The organism is Achromobacter sp. JUb104, from assembly GCF_024806975.1.
Taxonomy (GTDB): domain Bacteria; phylum Pseudomonadota; class Gammaproteobacteria; order Burkholderiales; family Burkholderiaceae_B; genus Achromobacter; species Achromobacter spanius.
The window spans coordinates 48,760-65,658 of sequence record NZ_JANUEY010000001.1 but is presented as its reverse complement, the minus strand read 5'-3'; the positions used below and the strand labels follow the sequence as shown (position 1 = coordinate 65,658).

Annotated in this window: 20 protein-coding genes; 9 read left to right on the top strand and 11 right to left on the bottom strand. The window is 64.6% G+C overall.

Annotated elements, in window-relative coordinates:
* Positions 1 to 6 precede the first annotated feature (6 nt).
* The gene (locus M2361_RS00325; RefSeq protein WP_259245697.1) at positions 7 to 198 is read right to left on the bottom strand and encodes a hypothetical protein; all 192 of its coding nucleotides are present in this window, start codon (positions 196 to 198) and stop codon (positions 7 to 9) included.
* Between the two features lie 209 nt (positions 199 to 407).
* On the opposite strand from M2361_RS00325, the gene M2361_RS00320 reads away from it, so the two are divergent.
* Positions 408 to 641 (top strand): CrpP-related protein, encoded by a 234-nt coding sequence (locus M2361_RS00320; protein WP_259245696.1) that lies wholly within the window; start codon positions 408 to 410, stop codon positions 639 to 641.
* A 146-nt stretch (positions 642 to 787) separates the two neighbouring features.
* Positions 788 to 1,666 carry an ammonia-dependent NAD(+) synthetase gene (nadE, locus tag M2361_RS00315; protein ID WP_259245695.1) on the top strand — a complete coding sequence of 293 codons (879 nt, stop codon included), beginning with the start codon at positions 788 to 790 and terminating at the stop codon, positions 1,664 to 1,666.
* Positions 1,667 to 1,739: 73 nt separating this feature from the next.
* Here nadE and galU read toward each other — a convergent pair whose 3' ends face one another.
* Positions 1,740 to 2,573 carry a UTP--glucose-1-phosphate uridylyltransferase GalU gene (galU, locus tag M2361_RS00310; protein ID WP_259245694.1) on the bottom strand — a complete coding sequence of 278 codons (834 nt, stop codon included), beginning with the start codon at positions 2,571 to 2,573 and terminating at the stop codon, positions 1,740 to 1,742.
* 214 nt (positions 2,574 to 2,787) lie between these two features.
* On the opposite strand from galU, the gene M2361_RS00305 reads away from it, so the two are divergent.
* Together M2361_RS00305 and M2361_RS00300 are read left to right on the top strand one after the other, a co-directional pair.
* Positions 2,788 to 3,003 carry a hypothetical protein gene (locus M2361_RS00305; protein WP_259245693.1) on the top strand — a complete coding sequence of 72 codons (216 nt, stop codon included), beginning with the start codon at positions 2,788 to 2,790 and terminating at the stop codon, positions 3,001 to 3,003.
* Positions 3,000 to 3,971 carry a DUF2243 domain-containing protein gene (locus M2361_RS00300; RefSeq protein ID WP_259245692.1) on the top strand — a complete coding sequence of 324 codons (972 nt, stop codon included), beginning with the start codon at positions 3,000 to 3,002 and terminating at the stop codon, positions 3,969 to 3,971. The genes M2361_RS00305 and M2361_RS00300 overlap by 4 nt, the downstream gene beginning before the upstream one ends.
* 332 nt (positions 3,972 to 4,303) lie before the next feature.
* On the opposite strand, the gene M2361_RS00295 is transcribed toward M2361_RS00300, so the two are convergent.
* From M2361_RS00295 to M2361_RS00280, 4 genes are all read right to left on the bottom strand, one after another.
* On the bottom strand, positions 4,304 to 4,636 hold the full coding sequence (locus tag M2361_RS00295; protein WP_259245691.1) for a four-helix bundle copper-binding protein: 333 nt from the start codon (positions 4,634 to 4,636) through the stop codon (positions 4,304 to 4,306).
* A gap of 74 nt (positions 4,637 to 4,710) precedes the next feature.
* Positions 4,711 to 5,724, bottom strand: coding sequence for a chemotaxis protein CheB (locus M2361_RS00290; protein ID WP_259245690.1), 1,014 nt, complete (start codon positions 5,722 to 5,724; stop codon positions 4,711 to 4,713).
* 30 nt (positions 5,725 to 5,754) lie between these two features.
* A complete protein-coding gene (locus M2361_RS00285) occupies positions 5,755 to 6,141 on the bottom strand; it encodes a hypothetical protein (protein ID WP_259245689.1) in 387 nt (128 codons plus the stop codon).
* 50 nt (positions 6,142 to 6,191) lie between these two features.
* Entirely contained in the window at positions 6,192 to 6,374 is a 183-nt protein-coding gene (locus M2361_RS00280) for a hypothetical protein (RefSeq protein ID WP_259245688.1), read from the bottom strand.
* A gap of 246 nt (positions 6,375 to 6,620) precedes the next feature.
* Here M2361_RS00280 and M2361_RS00275 point away from each other — a divergent pair, with 246 nt between their 5' ends.
* Together M2361_RS00275 and M2361_RS00270 are read left to right on the top strand one after the other, a co-directional pair.
* Positions 6,621 to 9,776, top strand: a complete 3,156-nt coding sequence (locus M2361_RS00275) for a CheR family methyltransferase (RefSeq protein WP_259245687.1) — start codon at positions 6,621 to 6,623, stop codon at positions 9,774 to 9,776.
* Complete coding sequence (locus tag M2361_RS00270; RefSeq protein ID WP_259245686.1) at positions 9,769 to 10,146, top strand: response regulator; 378 nt, start codon at positions 9,769 to 9,771, stop codon at positions 10,144 to 10,146. The genes M2361_RS00275 and M2361_RS00270 overlap by 8 nt, the downstream gene beginning before the upstream one ends.
* Before the next feature lie 62 nt (positions 10,147 to 10,208).
* On the opposite strand, the gene M2361_RS00265 is transcribed toward M2361_RS00270, so the two are convergent.
* Positions 10,209 to 10,478 (bottom strand): hypothetical protein, encoded by a 270-nt coding sequence (locus M2361_RS00265; protein ID WP_259245685.1) that lies wholly within the window; start codon positions 10,476 to 10,478, stop codon positions 10,209 to 10,211.
* A gap of 134 nt (positions 10,479 to 10,612) precedes the next feature.
* On the opposite strand from M2361_RS00265, the gene M2361_RS00260 reads away from it, so the two are divergent.
* From M2361_RS00260 to M2361_RS00250, 3 genes are all read left to right on the top strand, one after another.
* Positions 10,613 to 11,122: a CinA family protein gene (locus M2361_RS00260; RefSeq protein WP_259245684.1), complete on the top strand. Its 510-nt coding sequence runs from the start codon at positions 10,613 to 10,615 to the stop codon at positions 11,120 to 11,122.
* A gap of 234 nt (positions 11,123 to 11,356) precedes the next feature.
* Positions 11,357 to 12,193 carry an alpha/beta fold hydrolase gene (locus M2361_RS00255; RefSeq protein ID WP_259245683.1) on the top strand — a complete coding sequence of 279 codons (837 nt, stop codon included), beginning with the start codon at positions 11,357 to 11,359 and terminating at the stop codon, positions 12,191 to 12,193.
* 395 nt (positions 12,194 to 12,588) lie between these two features.
* Positions 12,589 to 13,011, top strand: a complete 423-nt coding sequence (locus M2361_RS00250) for a GreA/GreB family elongation factor (protein WP_259245682.1) — start codon at positions 12,589 to 12,591, stop codon at positions 13,009 to 13,011.
* A 117-nt stretch (positions 13,012 to 13,128) separates the two neighbouring features.
* Here the strand turns inward: M2361_RS00250 and pcaG are convergent, their stop codons facing one another.
* From pcaG to M2361_RS00230, 4 genes are read right to left on the bottom strand one after another with little or no spacing between them, the layout of a single operon-like run.
* Entirely contained in the window at positions 13,129 to 13,734 is a 606-nt protein-coding gene (gene pcaG / locus M2361_RS00245; protein WP_259245681.1) for a protocatechuate 3,4-dioxygenase subunit alpha, read from the bottom strand.
* A gap of 13 nt (positions 13,735 to 13,747) precedes the next feature.
* Positions 13,748 to 14,458: a protocatechuate 3,4-dioxygenase subunit beta gene (pcaH, locus tag M2361_RS00240; protein ID WP_259249200.1), complete on the bottom strand. Its 711-nt coding sequence runs from the start codon at positions 14,456 to 14,458 to the stop codon at positions 13,748 to 13,750.
* A 25-nt stretch (positions 14,459 to 14,483) separates the two neighbouring features.
* Positions 14,484 to 15,428: a ketopantoate reductase family protein gene (locus tag M2361_RS00235; protein WP_259245680.1), complete on the bottom strand. Its 945-nt coding sequence runs from the start codon at positions 15,426 to 15,428 to the stop codon at positions 14,484 to 14,486.
* Positions 15,425 to 16,876: an MFS transporter gene (locus M2361_RS00230; protein ID WP_259245679.1), complete on the bottom strand. Its 1,452-nt coding sequence runs from the start codon at positions 16,874 to 16,876 to the stop codon at positions 15,425 to 15,427. The genes M2361_RS00235 and M2361_RS00230 overlap by 4 nt, the downstream gene beginning before the upstream one ends.
* Positions 16,877 to 16,899 lie beyond the last annotated feature (23 nt).

Below are 16,899 nucleotides of genomic sequence, written 5' to 3'. Positions count from 1 at the left end.
TTGCCGTCAGTCCACCTGCCGCAGGCCCGCCAGCACCTGGAAGGCGCGCGCCACATCGTCCGGAATTTCCTTGGCCACCACCTCTTGCTGCCAGTCGGACTTCGGCGGCCAGGACACCCCCAGCAACGCCAACTGCTTCTGGTTATGGCCACCGCCCGCGGTCTGCCATCGCTGCAACCATTCGTTGGTGACTCGCATACGGCTCACCCTCAACAGGAATGGGCCGCTATCGCAGCCAGATCGCCACCACCCCATGCGGTGCTTGATGCGAGGCCTCCAGCACGTGCCGTGCCCAAGCCGAACGCCAGGGGGTTCCGCCACGCTATACCCGGTAGTACTGACACACTATTGCAGGAGCCCTCCTCTGCGCTCATACTTTTTACTCACATCAACCGGGGGAATCCTCAATGAAAAACGACATCCATGATCAGGGTGCACAGGCCGCCCGGAACGGATGGAGCCTGTTCGATTGCCCCTACTTGCGGGCCCATGAAATGCCAGGCCATACGGGCGAACCCATCGCGCAATGGAGCGCAAAAGTGGCGGCTTGGGAAGCGGGCTGGAAAGCCGAAGTGGAAAGCTGGCTGGGTCGTTCCCAACCGCCCAGCATCACGCGCGACGACACACAGGCCCTTCACTGAAGGCATAGGGTGAAGCCGCTGCCTTTGCGTTAGTGGGTTGCCAAAGGACGATCCCCCCGTTCAGGTCCGGAAATTGCTACGCCTCCCCTCAAGTGCGGGGCGAACGCTTGTTTGCCCCCTTCGGAACAGTGGAGGGAGATCTGATCATGGCTCAGAAGACCAACACGCAGGATCGGCAAGCCGCCATAGCGTGTGACCTTGGCGTTCAGGAAGGTTTCAATTCGGGGCTTGAACTTGAAAGCCGGATCGCATTCCTGGAAGACTATTTATTGGCAACAGGTAAATCCGGCTATGTGCTGGGTATCAGCGGGGGCGTGGATTCCACGGTGGCGGGAAGAATGGCGCAACTAGCCACCGAGCGCCTGCGCCTGAAAGGACGCCGCGCATTCTTCGTGGCGGTGCGCCTGCCGTATGGGCAACAACACGATGAAGAAGACGCCAGCCGCGCGCTGGACTTCATCCGCGCAGACCATGTGATGCAGGTCGACATCAAACCCGCAGTGGATGCCCAGCGCGACTCTCTGGCGGCGGCGGGCTTGATCTTCAGCGACCCGGCCGCCGAAGACTTCGTGGCCGGCAACATCAAGGCGCGCCAGCGCATGGTGACGCAGTACGCGATCGCGGGCGCGATGGACTGCCTGGTCATCGGCACGGACCAGGCGGCCGAAGCCTTGATGGGATTTTTTACCAAGCATGGCGACGGCGCGGCCGACCTGCTGCCGCTGCGCGGCTTGACCAAGCGCCGGGTGCGCGCGCTTGGCGTGGTGCTGGGTGTACCTGCCAAGCTGATCACCAAGGCGCCCACGGCCGACCTGGAATCCATGCGCCCCGGCCTGCCCGACGAGGTGGCGTTAGGCGTCAGTTATGACGAGATTGACGACTTTCTTGAGGGGCGCCCGGTCCGCGACGCTGCGGTGCAAACGGTACTGGATCAATACCGGGCCACCGCGCACAAGCGCCAGCCGCCCGCGGCACCCGATGGCGCGAACGGTTCGAATGGCTCGAACGGCTGCGGCGGCGAGTAGCGCCTGAAGCAATCGGACCCGCCGCAGGGCGGGTCCCGTCGGATCCTGGTGAACGCGCGCCGGCGGACCCGGACTATTTCATGCCGTGATACTTGCGACCGATTTCCATGGTGGCGCGGTAAAAACCTTCTTTGCTGCCGCAGTCATAGCGCACCCCTTCGTATTCGTAGCCGAACACCTTTCTGCCTTCCAGCAAGGCGGCGATGCCGTCGGTCAGCTGAATTTCGCCGCCCACGCCAGGCTGGGTGGCTTCCAACGCGGCGAAAATCTGGGGCTCAAGAATGTAGCGTCCTACGACGGCCAGGTCGCTCGGCGCCACGTCCGGGTCCGGCTTTTCAACCATTCCGGATACCCGAATCACCGCTTGCGAAGCCTGTGTGCCGGACACAATGCCGTACTGGTTGGTCTGACTGCGCGGCACTTGCTGCACGGCCAGGACGCTGCCGTCGAATTCACGCGCCACCTTCATCATCTCGCCGATCACAGGGGTGTCCGCGTCGATCAGGTCATCGGCCAGCAGCACGGCAAACGGCTCGTCGCCAACGATGGATGCGGCGCACAGAACCGCGTGCCCCAGCCCCAATGCGGCGGGCTGGCGGGTGTACACGCATTTCACCGAGTCGGGGATAACGTTGCGCACGCTGTCCAGCAGCGCGCCCTTGTTCTTCAGTTCCAGGTCACGTTCCAGTTCCGGCACTCGGTCGAAATGGTCTTCGATGGCGCGCTTGTTGCGCCCGGTGATAAAGATCAGTTCAGTAATGCCCGCCGCCACGGCTTCTTCGACGGCATATTGAATCAAGGGCCGGTCGACGATGGGCAGCATTTCTTTCGGCATGGCCTTCGTGGCCGGAAGAAAGCGTGTGCCCAGGCCGGCGACGGGAAATACCGCTTTGCGTATGGGAAGCATGGCTTGGCTCTTGTAGTGGAAGACAGCCCAGGACGGATGTCGTGCTGTCGCATTAGCAAGTGACGTGCCCGCGCGAAGGCGCTCCCTCGTGGAATGACCGGGCGGGAACGCGAATTGCTTGCTGGCGATTTGCTTGCCGGGCCCGCGCGGCGAATCTTTGCGGCTCGGCCCGTCGCGCACGCGGCGGCCCGCGCCATCGACCAAGGAATCCGAAATGATCATCGAAGCCTTTCAGCGCGCCGACGGCATGTGGAGCTTTCGCGGGATTGCGATGCTGGGCGTGCAACAGGACGCCCGCGCGTATCCCACCTGCGAAGCGGCCGTGCAAGCCGCCAAGGCGCAGTATCCGAACGAGACGGTCTCGATCGTCGATCCCGACGCGCAGGCGCCGACCGTGGTGCCCAAGCCCTCGCACCCGGAGTCGACATGAACACCGCGCCCGCGAGCACCGCCGCCATCCTGCCGCGCCGCCGACCCTGGGCGGGTTTTCTGCTGGGCGTTGGCATGGGCGGGTTCTTTGACGGCATCCTGCTGCATCAGATTTTGCAATGGCATCACCTTCTTTCCGGTCTGGGTGGGCGTGCCGGCGATCTGCGCGTGCAGGTGGTGGCCGATGGCGTCTTCCATGCCTTGATGTACGCCGTGGCGGCTGCGGGCTTATGGAGCCTGTACCGGTCGCGTGGCGCGTCGGCGCCGCCGCGCCGAGCGTTGCTGGCCAGCTTCTTCGTAGGATTTGGCGCCTGGCACGTGATTGACGCCGTGCTCTCGCACTGGTTGATCGGCATTCACCGGCTGCGCATGGACGTGGCCGATCCCCTGCCCTGGGAGCTGGCCTGGGTAGGCGTGTTCGGCGTGTTGCCCCTGGCGGCGGGCCTCCTGATGCGGCGGCCGAATCCGCCGGGCAGCGGGGACTCAGGGAGCGGATCGGGTGGCGGATCGGATAGCGGCTTGGGGAGTGGCCCGGGTAACGGCTCCGGCCTCGGTTCGAGCAAGCCGGCCTCCCGGCTTTCCGTGGTGCTGGCCGTTGCCATCACCACAGCGGCCGTGCTGAACCTCTATCCGCTGTCGTCGCCAGCCCAGGACACCTCGGTGGTGGTATTGCGGCCCGGCGCGAGCGCCGCCGGCCTGCTGGCGGCGCTGGACGGAACCCCGGCCCGCATCATGTGGGCCGATGCCTCGGGCGGGGTGTGGGTGCTGGCTGACGCGCCCCGTACCACGCTGGTGTCGCTATTTGGCGCGGGCGCGTTGTATGTCAGCGGCGCGACCGCGCCGGCCGGGTGCTCGGCATGGTTGGTCGAGTCGGACCGCACAATACCCCTAACGACCAAGGCGGGGCGCGCGTCGTCGGGGCTTGCCTTGGCCGCTGTCTGGCGCGGTCGGGCACGGCACTTGCTGTAAGGCACGGCGGCTTGCGCCGCTTGGTGTCGCTATCACCCGCATGGCGTGGGCGGGTTCCGTCAACACACGTCTTCGGATACAGGATCAGCCATGGACTCCCCCATCACTCCCCCCGCTTCCCAAGCCGTGCACCTGCCGATGACCGGCGCTCCAACCTCAACCCGGCTGTCGCTGGGGCTACTGTTGGCGGTCGTGTTCTGGACAGTAGCCGGCACCCTGCTTCTGACCCTATGGCTGGCGTCGCAGTTATTGGGGTAGCGACAACAGAGCGGTGGCCGGCAGCGCCTGGGCGAACCCGGGCGCAAGCCATCGAGCCAACACGCGGGGCACCGTTACGCCGCCATCTTGCGGCAGCTTTCCGCGCAACGGCGGCAGGTCGCGGCGCAGTCTTCCATGCCGTCCAGGCCTTCGCAACTGTCCGCGCAGGCGGCGCATACTTCCGCGCATGCGCCACAGATACGGGTGTGCTGCGCAACGCCGACCATCATCGTATGCGCGGCCGTGCGGCAGATTTCCGCACAGGCCATCATCAGCCTGAAATGCTCGGGGGCGACGTGCTCGCCCCCTGCCTCCAGGCAGTGGTTCGCGGCCGTTTGCAGGCAGCGGCGATAGCAAGCCAGGCAACTATCAATGCAGGATTCCATGTCTTGGTTGGTGGGGGTCATCATTGATCTCCTTTGAGGGTGACCCGGAACGGGCCAATCAGCGCCGCAATCCGCATGCCCGCCGCCAAACCCGGCTACACCGTGTCGGTGTCCGCCAAGGGGCTATCCGTCAAGGCGGCCAAGGCGCGTAGTTGCTGGTACGCCGTCTCCCACCGCCCCATCGCCCCGCGCAGCCGAATGGTGGCTTCGCTGGACGCGCCGCCAGTCGCGATTTCCTCGCCGGCCAGGATGATGCGTTCACGCAGCAGGCGCGCGGCGGACCACAAGGCGTCGTCCACCTTTTCCGCGTGCGCGGCGTGCAGCGATACAGACGAAAATGCGTGCCCGGTGTGGCAGCGGTAGCGAACAGGCAGCCCCGTGTCGACTCGCCAGATGGCGCCGCCGCACTCGGGACAAGTCAGCCCGGCCTGATGCCCGATGCGCTCAAGCACGGACGCGGACGATTGGCCGGTTTCCGTCATGCGGGCTTCGGCGCGCAAGATATCCGATGGGCTGCCCGTTGCCACGGAATTCAGCGGGATCGAGGCCTCGACGGCGCTTGCCATCGCCTGCCCTATCTGCCGCAAAGGCAGCACCAGCGCTGATGGCACCGCCGCGATCGCGTTGGCCGGCATGTCCTGGGCAACGCTGTCGGCGGGGTCCTGCACGATGGCGACACCGCCGCACGCCTTCACCAACTTCAAGCCCGCCGCGCCGTCATCCAGACGGCCGGTCAGAACGATACCGACCACGCGCGCCCCATAATGCATGGCCGCCGACCGAAACAGCGGATCGGCCGCGGGCCGCGTGAAGTTTTCCTTGGGCCCGCGCGTCAGTACCGTGGTGTCGTGCTGCAGGATCAGATGCCTGTCCGGCGGCGCAACATAGACGACGCCGTGGGCAAAGGGTTCACCATCAACGGCATGCTGCACGCGCCAGCGGGTGCGGCGCCTCAGCAGGGTGGGCAACACGCTGCGGTAGCCATCCACATGCATGGCCACGAATACGGACGCCGGCAAGGATGGGTCAAGGTCGCCCAGCAATTCCTCCAGCGCGGCCAGGCCACCTGTGGAAACGGCCACGACCACCACGTCTCGGTTCTGCATCATGTGCCCCCGATGTTGGGATCCTATGCCCCGCTACCGACCAAATTCATTGGTCTTGTGCCCGCCCGAGCCAGCCTTGCCGCCCGGAATGCGGCCGTCCGGCGCCGGGTTGGCGGAGGACCCCTTGACGGTGCCCTGGCCCTGCACCGGCTGCGAGGGCTTTTCGCCTGGCGCGGCTTGCGGAAAGGTGGGCGGAGGCCCGGACGGGTCGCCCCGCGAAGGCGCGGGCGCCCCGCTATCGGGCGTCGTCCCCTGGGGCGCGGGTGTGCCGGAAGGCGGCGGGCCGCCCGGCCCGGCCGGGCCGGCGGGGCCGCCGGCCGATTGCGCGAACCCCGAGCCGCTCCAGGTCAGACCGGCCGCCAAGGTCAGGGCCAGCAACGGCGCCACGGCGCAAGGCAATACCTGCCGAGAATGTCTCATGTTGTTCTCCCAAGCACTATGTTGCTTGTCGCGCGGCGCTGCGCGCGGCATCAGGGTTTGCCGCGAGCCCCCGGGCCACGATTGCGTTGGCTTTGCTGGTCCTGCCCGGAGCCGATCTGTGTGACGTGGCCTTCTTTCTTGGTGCGGTTCTGCGTGTCGCCGTGACTGGCTTGCGCCTCGCGCGGTGTGTCGTCGGACGAGGGGTTGGGTTTAGCAGTGTCTTTGGGCTTCATTGAAATGCTCCCTGGAACGGTGTGAACCTCAGTGTGAACCCCGGTATGAACCCCGGTGTGTACGTCCATCACCCAGCAAGCAGCATTCCCGAAACAGGACGTTTCAAAGCGGTAGAAGTCAGCGCTTTTCGCCGCTTCGCCCGCATAACACCGCACAAGTATGTAAATTTTCCCGATGCGGACACCCCGCAATTCGCCATGCTAAGGTCGTCGAATATCATTTCGGTTTCTCACATTCCAACTACCATGACTCTTCCCCGCACTGCGTATGTCGTAGGTATCGGCGCCTCGGCCGGAGGCGTTGAAGCGCTGGAGGATTTTTTCGCAGGAATTCCGCAATCTCCGGGCATGGCCTTTATTGTGGTGACACACCTGGGGCCTGACCGTAAGAGCCATATGCCCGAGGTCATCGCGCGGCACACGTCCCTGCCGGTGCTCACCATGCAAGACGACATGCCCATCGAGATCAACCAGGTCTATGTGCAGGGCGAAGACACGGATATTTCGCTTAGCGAAGGGCGGATCAAAGTGATGCCCTCCTCCGGCCACCGCAAGGGCCGTCGGCCAATCGACCAGTTCTTTACCTCGCTGGCCAAAGACCACGGCCAGCGCGCGGTGGGCATCGTCCTGTCCGGCAGCGATTCCGACGGCACGTTGGGGCTGAAAGCCATCAAGGAATACGGCGGCATCACCATGGCCCAAGCGTCCAACGGCAAGGGGCCTGCCTATGCCGAAATGCCCGGCAGCGCCATCAGCGCGGGCATTATCGACTTTGCCCTGCCCGCCGCCGACATGGGCGCCCGCCTTGCCCAGTTGGACACTGATTTCGACATCACTTTCGGCACCATAATCGCGGAAGAAGACGGCAGCGCATTGCCCCCTGAAATGGAAGCCGTCAAGGCAGAGATCTACGAACTGCTGCTGACCCGGACCGGCCACGATTTCAGCGGCTATAAAAGCAAGACCTTCATGCGCCGCGTGCATCGCCGCATGAAAGTGAACCAGTCCAAAACGCTGGAGGGCTATCTTGAATTCCTGCGCCAGACGCCGCAGGAAGCGGGCGCCCTGTTCCGCGATCTGCTGATCAGCGTGACGGATTTCTTTCGCGACCCCGATGCCTTCGAGGCCCTTTCGCAGCAAGTCATCCCGCAGTTGCTTGAAGGCCGTGGCGTGGCGGATACCGTCAGGGTGTGGGTGCCCGGTTGCGCCACCGGCGAAGAGGTCTATTCGCTGGCGATTCTGCTGCGCGAGCAGATGGACAAGATGGACCTGCCGCCGCGCGTGCAGTTGTTCGCCACCGATATCGACGAACGCGCGCTCAGCGTCGCGCGGGCCGCGCGCTATCCGGCGGCATTGCTCGATAGCGTGACACCCGAACGACGCGAGCGCTTCTTCATCGCCGACGGCGAAAGCTATATCGTCAGCAAGCAGGTGCGGGAACTCTGCATTTTTTCGCCGCACAACGTGCTGCGCGATCCGCCCTTTTCCCGTATTGACCTGGTGTCCTGCCGCAACCTGCTGATCTATTTCGGCGGCAACATTCAAAAGCAGGTCATCCCGACGTTCCACTATGCGCTGCGCAGCGGCGGCTATCTGTTCCTGGGCATGTCGGAAAACACTACGCAGTTTTCCGACATGTTCGGCTCCGTCGATAAAAAGCACCGCATCTTCCAGCGCCGCAGCGACATCGGCGTTCGGCCTCGCCCCCATTTCAGTTTGCCCTCCACCGGCATCCCGAACGCCCAGGACTTGCTGCAACGCCGTGTGCCGCCAAGCTCAGCCGGCCTGCGCCAATCCATCGACTCGCAAGTGCTGGGACAGCATGCGCCGCCGCATGTACTGGTCAACAAAGACGGCGACGTGGTGTATTACTCCGGCCGTACCGGCAAGTACCTGGAAGCGGCCGCGGGCGTGCCCACGCGGCAGATCCTGGCGCTGGCCCGCAAAGACCTGCGCCTGGACCTGCGTGCCTTGCTCAGCGACGCCATGGCCAGCGGTGCGTCCGCCACGCGCCGCAACGTAGCGATAGAGGGCGACGACGGCCGCGTCCAACTGCTGCGCCTGACGGTGGACCCGCTGCTCGACAACCGCGAAGGCGAGCCCCTGTTCCTGGTGCTGTTCGCTGATGACGGCCCGCCGGTCAGCCGTGAAGAAGCAAACATCTATCTGCATGCCAAGCACACGGGCATGGCCGAGCAGATCGAAAGCGAACTGCGCGAAACTCGCGACCGCCTGCAATCGACCATCGAAGAATACGAAACCGCGCTCGAGGAATTGAAGTCGTCGAATGAAGAACTGGTGTCGGTGAACGAAGAGTTGCAGTCGTCCAACGAAGAATTGGAAGCATCCAAGGAAGAACTGGTGTCGCTCAACGAAGAGCTGCACACCGTAAATGCGGAACTGCAAGGCAAGGTGGATGAGCTTGATCGCAGCAACAGCGACCTGCACAACCTGTTTGATAGCACCGCCTTCGCGACGCTGTTCCTGGACGGCAACCTGGTCATCCGCAGCTTCACGCCGCCCGTCTGTGAAGTCTTCCGGATCTTGCCTAGCGACCGCGGCCGCCCGATCACCGACCTGGCTAGCCGGGTGCCGCTGCCCTCGTTCGCGCAAGACATCCAAGAGGTGTTCCGCGCGCAAACCATCATTGAGCGCCGCATCGACGGCAGCGACGATGCCAAGCAATATTTGCTGCGCCTGGCGCCGTACCGCGATTCCAACAACCGCGTGGATGGGGTCGTGGTCACCTTCATCGACATCACGCAGATCACGCAGGCTGAAAAACGGCACCGCATCTTGATCGCCGAACTCCAGCATCGCACCCGCAATTTGCTGGCGCTGGTGCAGAGCATTGCGTTTCGCACGCTGGGCCGTGGCGAACCGTTTGATCGCCTGAACAGCCGGCTGTCGGCGCTGAGCCGAGTGCAGGGATTGCTAAGCGACGGTTCACCCGAGGCCATCGATTTCGCGGAAATCGTGCGCCGCGAACTGGACGCGGTGGGGCACGGGCAGCATGTCTCGGTGCAAGGCGAGCCCACCTTCATCAGCGCGGAATGCAGCCAGTCGCTAGCCTTGGCGCTGCACGAACTGGGCACCAACGCCGTCAAGCACGGTGCCTTGAAGCACGCGGGCGGCGAACTCGCGGTGCACTGGCACACGCAAACGCAGGACGACGAGAAAACGCTGGTCATCGACTGGCTGGAATCCGGCTTGCCCACGGCCCCGGACGCGCAGCGCAAGGGCTACGGACGCGAGTTGATCGAACAAGCCTTGGGTTTCACGCTGCAAGCACGCACCACCATGGATTTTCAGCCGGACGGCCTGCGCTGCCGCATCGAAGTGCCGCTACGCCCATCCCCTCGGGCCACTGCCGCATCGGAGGCAGCCGATCACCATGGTTGATGCCCTTCCCCTTTCCGCGTGCCGCTTGCTGATCGTCGAAGACGAATACGTCATTGCCGAAACGCTGGCCGAAGCGATGCGAGACGCCGGCGCCACGATCGTCGGGGTAATCGGCTGGCTGAATGAAGCAACGCACTTCGCCAGCGCGCACGCAGGGGAATTCAATTGCGCGGTGGTGGACATCAACTTGCATGGCACGCTGTCCTACCCCTTGATCGACCTGCTGTCCGCGCAAGGGATACACGTGGTGTTGTTGACGGGCTTTGGCGTGGAGGCATTGGAAACCGGCTACCGCAAGCTGCCGCGTTGCGAAAAGCCGTTCAACCAGGACAGGTTGATTTCCATGCTCCAGTCCGAATTCGACGCATGACACCACGCCGCCGACGCTAGGCCCTAGCTCGGCCCTATTTTCCGACCGACGGCATGACAGCCCTACAGGCCGCGCGTGCTGCGCAGCCATTCCTGGTCTGCCGCGTTCGCATCGCCCAAGCGATCGATGCCCGGGGTTTGCTGGGGATCGACGCCGGGCATCGGGTTGGGCAAGGCGTCTGGGGGCCAACGTCCGTCCTGATCGCGCTCGTTCGTATCGCGTTCCCGGCCCGGCGCGCTGCGGTCTGGGTTTTCAGCCGGCGATTGATCGGGCAGGCCCTGGCCAGGCGCCGGGGGAGTATGGTCTTGCTGCTTTTTCGCGGGGGTGCTCATGGCAAAGCTCCTGATCATTAAGGCAATACGGGATACGCAACAGGGATAGGCCATGCGGAGCAACTGGCGTGCCCACGCGGCCGGCAGGCACGGGAGTTGCTCCGTCACCCGTACCCGCCCGCAGGAGCCCAGCAATGAACGCTATCGAACGAGTTGCCGCATTCATGCACGAAAACGATCTGACCCTGGTGACCGCCGAGTCATGCACGGCGGGCCTGATCGCGGCCACCCTGGCCGATATCCCGGGCGCGGGCCAATTGCTGGATTGCGCCTTCGTGGTGTATTCGGTGGAAGCCAAGCAGCGCTGCCTGGGCGTGCCCCAATCGACCCTGGCCTCGCACAACCTCACCAGCGAGGCGGTCGCGCGCGACATGGCCTTGGGGGCGGCGCGCAAAAGCCCGGCCAACGTCGCCGTGGCGAACACCGGCGTCACGGATGCCACCGACGACCGCATTCCCAGCGGCACGCAGTGCTACGCCTGGGTGTTCAAGACCGGCAAGGCCGATGCCAGGCCCGTGGTCTACACCGCCACCCGGCGATTCTCCGGAGACCGCAACCGCATTCGCCAGGCAAGCGCCGAATTTGCACTTGAGGGCGTGATGGAGCACTTCCTGGCGATGCGCCAAGGGACGGATCGGTCTTGATGACTCCGCCCCCATCCGGCCTAATCCGGCTCATCCGGCCTGTTCCGGCCTGATCCGGCCTGATCCGCCGCCCTATCCGACCCCAAGATGATTTTGTTCAAAGCTGCTTGATAACGTACAAGCGCGGGTGCCCCGGCGGCGCTACGCTCAGGGTTTGGCGGCGCCGGGGCTTGCCCGAGTCCGCGCCTGTTCCGGCGCCGCCCCACCTGTGGCACCTACCCGGAGTCGACACTCATGAGCACCATCACCACCTCTGACGGCGTGCAGATTTTCTTCAAGGACTGGGGTCCTAAATCGGCCCAGCCCCTGATGTTCCACCACGGCTGGCCCCTGTCCAGCGACGACTGGGACGCCCAGATGCTGTACTTCGTCAACAAGGGCTTTCGCGTTATCGCGCACGATCGCCGTGGCCACGGCCGCTCCAGCCAGGTCAGCGAAGGCCACGACATGGACCACTACGCTGCGGACGCATCGGCCGTGGCCGAACACCTGGACCTGCGTAACGCCGTCCACATCGGCCACTCCACCGGTGGCGGCGAAGTGGCGCGCTACGTGGCCAAGTTCGGCCAACCGCAGGGCCGCGTCGCCAAGGCCGTGCTGGTCAGCGCCGTGCCGCCGCTGATGGTCAAGACCGAGGCCAACCCGGGTGGCCTGCCCATCGAAGTGTTCGACGGTTTCCGCGAGGCGCTGGCCGCCAACCGCGCGCAGTTCTACGTGGACGTGGCCGCCGGCCCCTTCTACGGCTTCAACCGCTCGGGCGCGAAGGTGTCGCAAGGCGTGATCGACAACTGGTGGCGCCAAGGCATGGCGGGCGGCGCCCTGGCGCATTACCAAGGCATCAAGGCCTTTTCGGAAACCGATCAGACCGAAGACCTGAAGGCCATCACCGTGCCCACGCTGCTCATGCACGGTGACGACGACCAGATCGTGCCGATTGACGATGCCTCGCGCCTGGCAATAAAACTGCTGAAGAACGGCACCCTGAAGGTGTACGAGGGCTTTCCGCACGGCATGCTGACGACGCACGGCGACATCATCAACCCGGACCTGCTGGCGTTCATCAAAGGCTGATTGCCAAGCTGCTACAACTAAGCGGCGAAACCAAGCGGCGAAAAGCAAGGGGCGAAGCAATTTCGCCCCTTTTTCGGAATATTCCGACACTACGCCCCGGCTTTGTTCTATATACTCGCCTATTGCCGACAGCAGATTGGGCGCCAAACGCGCAAAACCTGCACGCTTCGACGCTTGAATCAGCCCCATAGGGCACGCTTCGGGTCCATAACCGGCTTCACAGCCGGTCATCAGCCACCAAGGTGGCGCACCCCGACACGATTCGCACCGTACGCTTCGTCGCGGCACCGCTTGAATATTCTCTTCCCAAAGCGCTGTCATCTCCTCCATTGCCTCGTCCCGCGCAGCCCGCAAGGCCTACGCCTAGCGAGGCCTTTCGTCCAAGAAGAACCGACATGAACGCCGTGCCGCAAGACAAACTGATTACCGCCCTGGACCACGCCCGCCTGCTGGGCATGATCACGCGCCCCGCCACCGCCGCCACCTTGCCGCGCGATGCGGTCGACGCGGCGCAAGAGCTGCTGGATTCGGCACCCATCATCGCCATCGAAGAAGTCACCCCGGACATCATCACGATGCGTTCGCGCGTGCGCTTGCTGACCGACAAGGGCGATGAAATGGTAGTCACGCTGTGCTATCCGGCCGACGCCAACCTGGCCCAGGGCCAGGTGTCGGTGATGTCGCCACTGGGCTTGAGCCTGATTGGTTCCCGCACGGGCCAGCGCGTTACCTGGACCGCGCCCAACCAGACCGAACACTCCGCCAGCATTGAAGAAATTCTGTACCAGCCCGAAGCGGCGGGCGACACCACGGCCTGAAGTAGTGGGCTGAAATATTGGGCTGAAACGCAGGCCTGAAGCATCGTCCAGAAGCATCGGCCAGAAATTCCGGGCGCCCCGTGCCAGCACGCGGCGCCCGGCGTACGTATACGGCCGCTACAGATCAAAAAACACGGTTTCGTACGGCCCCTGCATGTGTACGTCAAAGCGGTAGATCACGTTGCCGCCGCGCACGTCCCGACGAGCCACCAGCGAGTGGCGCCTTGCCGCGGGCACGGAATTCAACACCGCATCTTGCGCATTCGCGTCGCTCTCATCGTCGAAGTACACGCGCGTGAACACGTGCAGCAATAGCCCGCGCATGCTGAGGATCATGTCGATGTGCGGCGCTTCGCCTTCGGCTTGCGGCCCGGGCTTGACCGTATCGAACGTATAGCGGCTGCCCGGGTCCGTACCGGTGCCACAGCGTCCAAACCCTAGAAAACCCATGGACGATGCCTCGTATACGTTGCGCGGATACCGGCCCTGCCCATCTGCCTGCGAGATCTCGACCAGCGCGTCCGGGATCGGTACGCCCTCACCGTCCAGCACGCGGCCTTGCAAGCGGATGCGCATACCGCGCGCATCGTCGCTGGCCAGCGCGGTATCAAACGGCTGGTCAAAATCGTAGCCGTATTGCACCGCCGTCAGGCCATAGGCGAAATACGGACCCACCGTTTGCGACGGCGTCTGCCCAAAGTTGTCTTGCTGTCCCTGCATCATGTCGCCTTTCCTTTTAGCGATGTTCAAGAGGCGTCTGGGCTGCCCCGCGCAGCACGATGTCGAACTGGTAACCCAGCGCAATGCCCGCTTGCGTCAGGTCCAGGCTGAAATCCGCCACCAGCCGGCTACGCGCTTCGGCGGGGGTGCCCAGGTAGATGGGGTCATAAGCAAGCAGCGGGTCGCCCGGAAAGTACATCTGGGTGACGAGACGGCTGGCGAAGTGACGGCCGAACAGCGACAGATGAATGTGCTGGGGCCGCCATGCATTGGGGTGGTTGCCCCAGGGATAGGCGCCGGGCTTGATGGTCACGAATCGGTAGCGCCCCTCGGCGTCCGTCAGGCAGCGGCCCGCGCCCAGAAAGTTGGGATCCAGCGGCGCGTTGTGCCGATCCGTCTTGTGCACATAGCGGCCCGCCGCGTTGGCCTGCCAGATTTCAATCAACGTGTGCGGCACGGGCTTGCCTTGGTCGTCCAGCACGCGCCCGGCCAGCACCATGCGTTCGCCGATGGGTTCCCCGTTGCGGCGCGCGTTGCGCGTGAGGTCGTGGTCGCGCTTGCCGACGCAATCGTGGCCGTACACAGGCTGACGCATTTCGCCCAGCGCCGCCGCCAGCGGCACCAAGGGCAGCACGGGGCCGCGCCAGGCAGTCGATTGGTAGCCGTCGCAGCGGTATGGCGGGTGGCTTTGCCAATCACGTGGAGACAAAGCCGTAACGGCATCCAGAGAACTTTCCATGGTTGTGACCTTTTCAGCGGGAATCCAATTGACGCGCCTGAATCAAGCGGACCAGGCCCAGCAACATGGTGGTGTTCGGCACCGCCACACCGGCCTGCCGCGCACGCGACACCACTTCGCCATTGATCGCTTCGATCTCGGTAGGACGCTTGGCCAAGACATCCTGCAACATCGACGGCTGGTGCGCGCGATGATGGGCGATGGCGTACGCGACGCTGGCCTGGCAGGCGGCCTCGTCGGCGTCGATGCCTGCCGCGCGCGCCACGGTGATCACTTCCGCCACCACCGCCCGCGCCAGCGCCGGGCCATCACTGGCGTGGGCCAACTGCCCCACCGCGCAACCGGTGACGGCGCACAAGCCGTTCAACGCCGCGTTGAACGCCACCTTTTCCCAGATTGCCGCCCAGACATTGGCATCGACTTCGCATTGCAAGCCCGCCGAGTCCAACGCGCCGGCAATGCGCCGCGCCTGCGCATCCGCTTCACCGTTTGCCGGCAACAGGCGGATCTTGCCCGCGCCGTGCGACCTGACATGCGCGAGGCCAGCCAGGTCGGCCGGCCACGTCGTCATGCCAACCAGCAAGCGCGCCGGGTCCACGTGACGCGACGCGGCCTCCAGGTTGCCCAGCCCATTCTGCAAGGTCAGCACCCGCAGCGGTGCGTCAGCGGGCGCCGCGTGCAACAGCGCCGCCACGCTGCGCAGGGCGGCATCGGTGTGCAGGCTTTTGGTGAACAGGATGAGCAGGTCGGGCACGTCGCGGTAGTGCTCGGGCCGCAGCACTGTCAGGCCATGAATGCGCCGATCTCCGCGATCGGTTTCCAGCCGCAGGCCCTGGGCGCGTATGGCGTCCAGGTGCGCGTCATTCACATCCAGCAAGGTGACGTCCTGGCCACTTTCACTTAGCAAGCCCCCAAACAGGCACCCCATGGCGCCCGCGCCCAGCATGGCGATCTTCATCGTGAGACTCCCGCCGCGGCAACGCCGCCCACCGGTGCGGCCATGCGCTGGCCGGGAAAATGGCGGCGCACCGACAGCAAGGCAATCAAGGCAAACACCATGACCGTGCCCAACATCGTCAGGTAGCCCTGCGCGCCCCACAGCGTGATGACCGAGGCGCCCACAAACGCGCTGAGAATGGCGCCAAGGCGACCAAAGGCCAGCGCCCCCGCCGTGCCGGTGGCGCGCACGCCAGTGGAATACACATAGGCGCACAGCGCATACATGGTGGACTGCACGGCATTGACGAACAGCCCATGCACGCCAAACCCGAACACCAGCAGCGATGAACTCTGCCGCACATCCACCAACAACATCAGGAAGGCGCTACCCAGCGCGCCCACGCAGCAGATGGCAAGCGGCACGCGCGAGCCCCAGCGCGTCATGGCGACCGCGCACACCAAGGCGCCGATCACGCCACCCAGGTTGTAGGCGGTCAGCCCCGACCCCGCCACCGACAGTGGCAAGCCTTCCGAGCTGAGCATCGTAGGCAGCCAACTGAATGCGCTGTACACCGCCGTCAGGCACATGAAGAACGCCACCCAGATGGCAATGGTGTCAAAGCGATAAGTGCTCGTGAACAAGGCCCGCACACCGCCCTGCTGCTTTGACGTCTGCTTTTCCATGGCCTGCTCGACCGCGTCCGTGTAGCGCACGCCTTCCGGCATGGGACGCCCCATGCGGCCCAGCAGCTTGCTCAGTTCGTTCCAACGCTCGGGTCGGCGCGCCAGGAAACGCGGTGATTCCGGCAGTGCGGCCATCAACGCAAAGCCCAGCACGATGGCCAAGGCGCCGCCGATGAAGAACGACGCGCGCCAGCCGTACAGCGGCAATACATGGCCCGAGAAGAACCCCGCCAACATGCCGCCCAGCGGCACGCACACGATGGTGGCCGTTACCGCCAGCGTGCGTCGGCGCGCTGGGGTGAATTCAGCGGTCATGGTGGTGGAACTGGGTAGCGCACCGCCGATGCCCAGCCCGGCGACAAAGCGCAGCACGGCCACGGTCAGCGCGTCCGGGGCCAGCCCAATCGCGCAAGTGGCGGTGCCGAATACAAATACGCTGACAATCACCGCCATGCGGCGTCCGTAGCGGTCGGCGAAGAGGCCGGCGCAAGCGCTGCCGATACCCATTCCGATCAAGCCGGATGCGACCGCCGGCGCGAACGCTTCGCGCGTGATGCCCCATTCCTGGATCATCATCGGAATGGCGAAACCGATCAGTTGACCATCAAAGCCGTCCATCACGATCGACAAGGCGGCCAGCATCACCACCCATTTCTGCATGCTCGTGAAGGGGCCATCGTCCAGCAAGGCGCCCACGTCGGCACTGCCACGCAAGGGCACCGCCGCGCGTGCCGATGCAGGTGCCGCTGTCGGTGCCGCGTTGTTCGGTGAAATCCAGGTCATGTCATTCAGCTCCGTTATCTTTC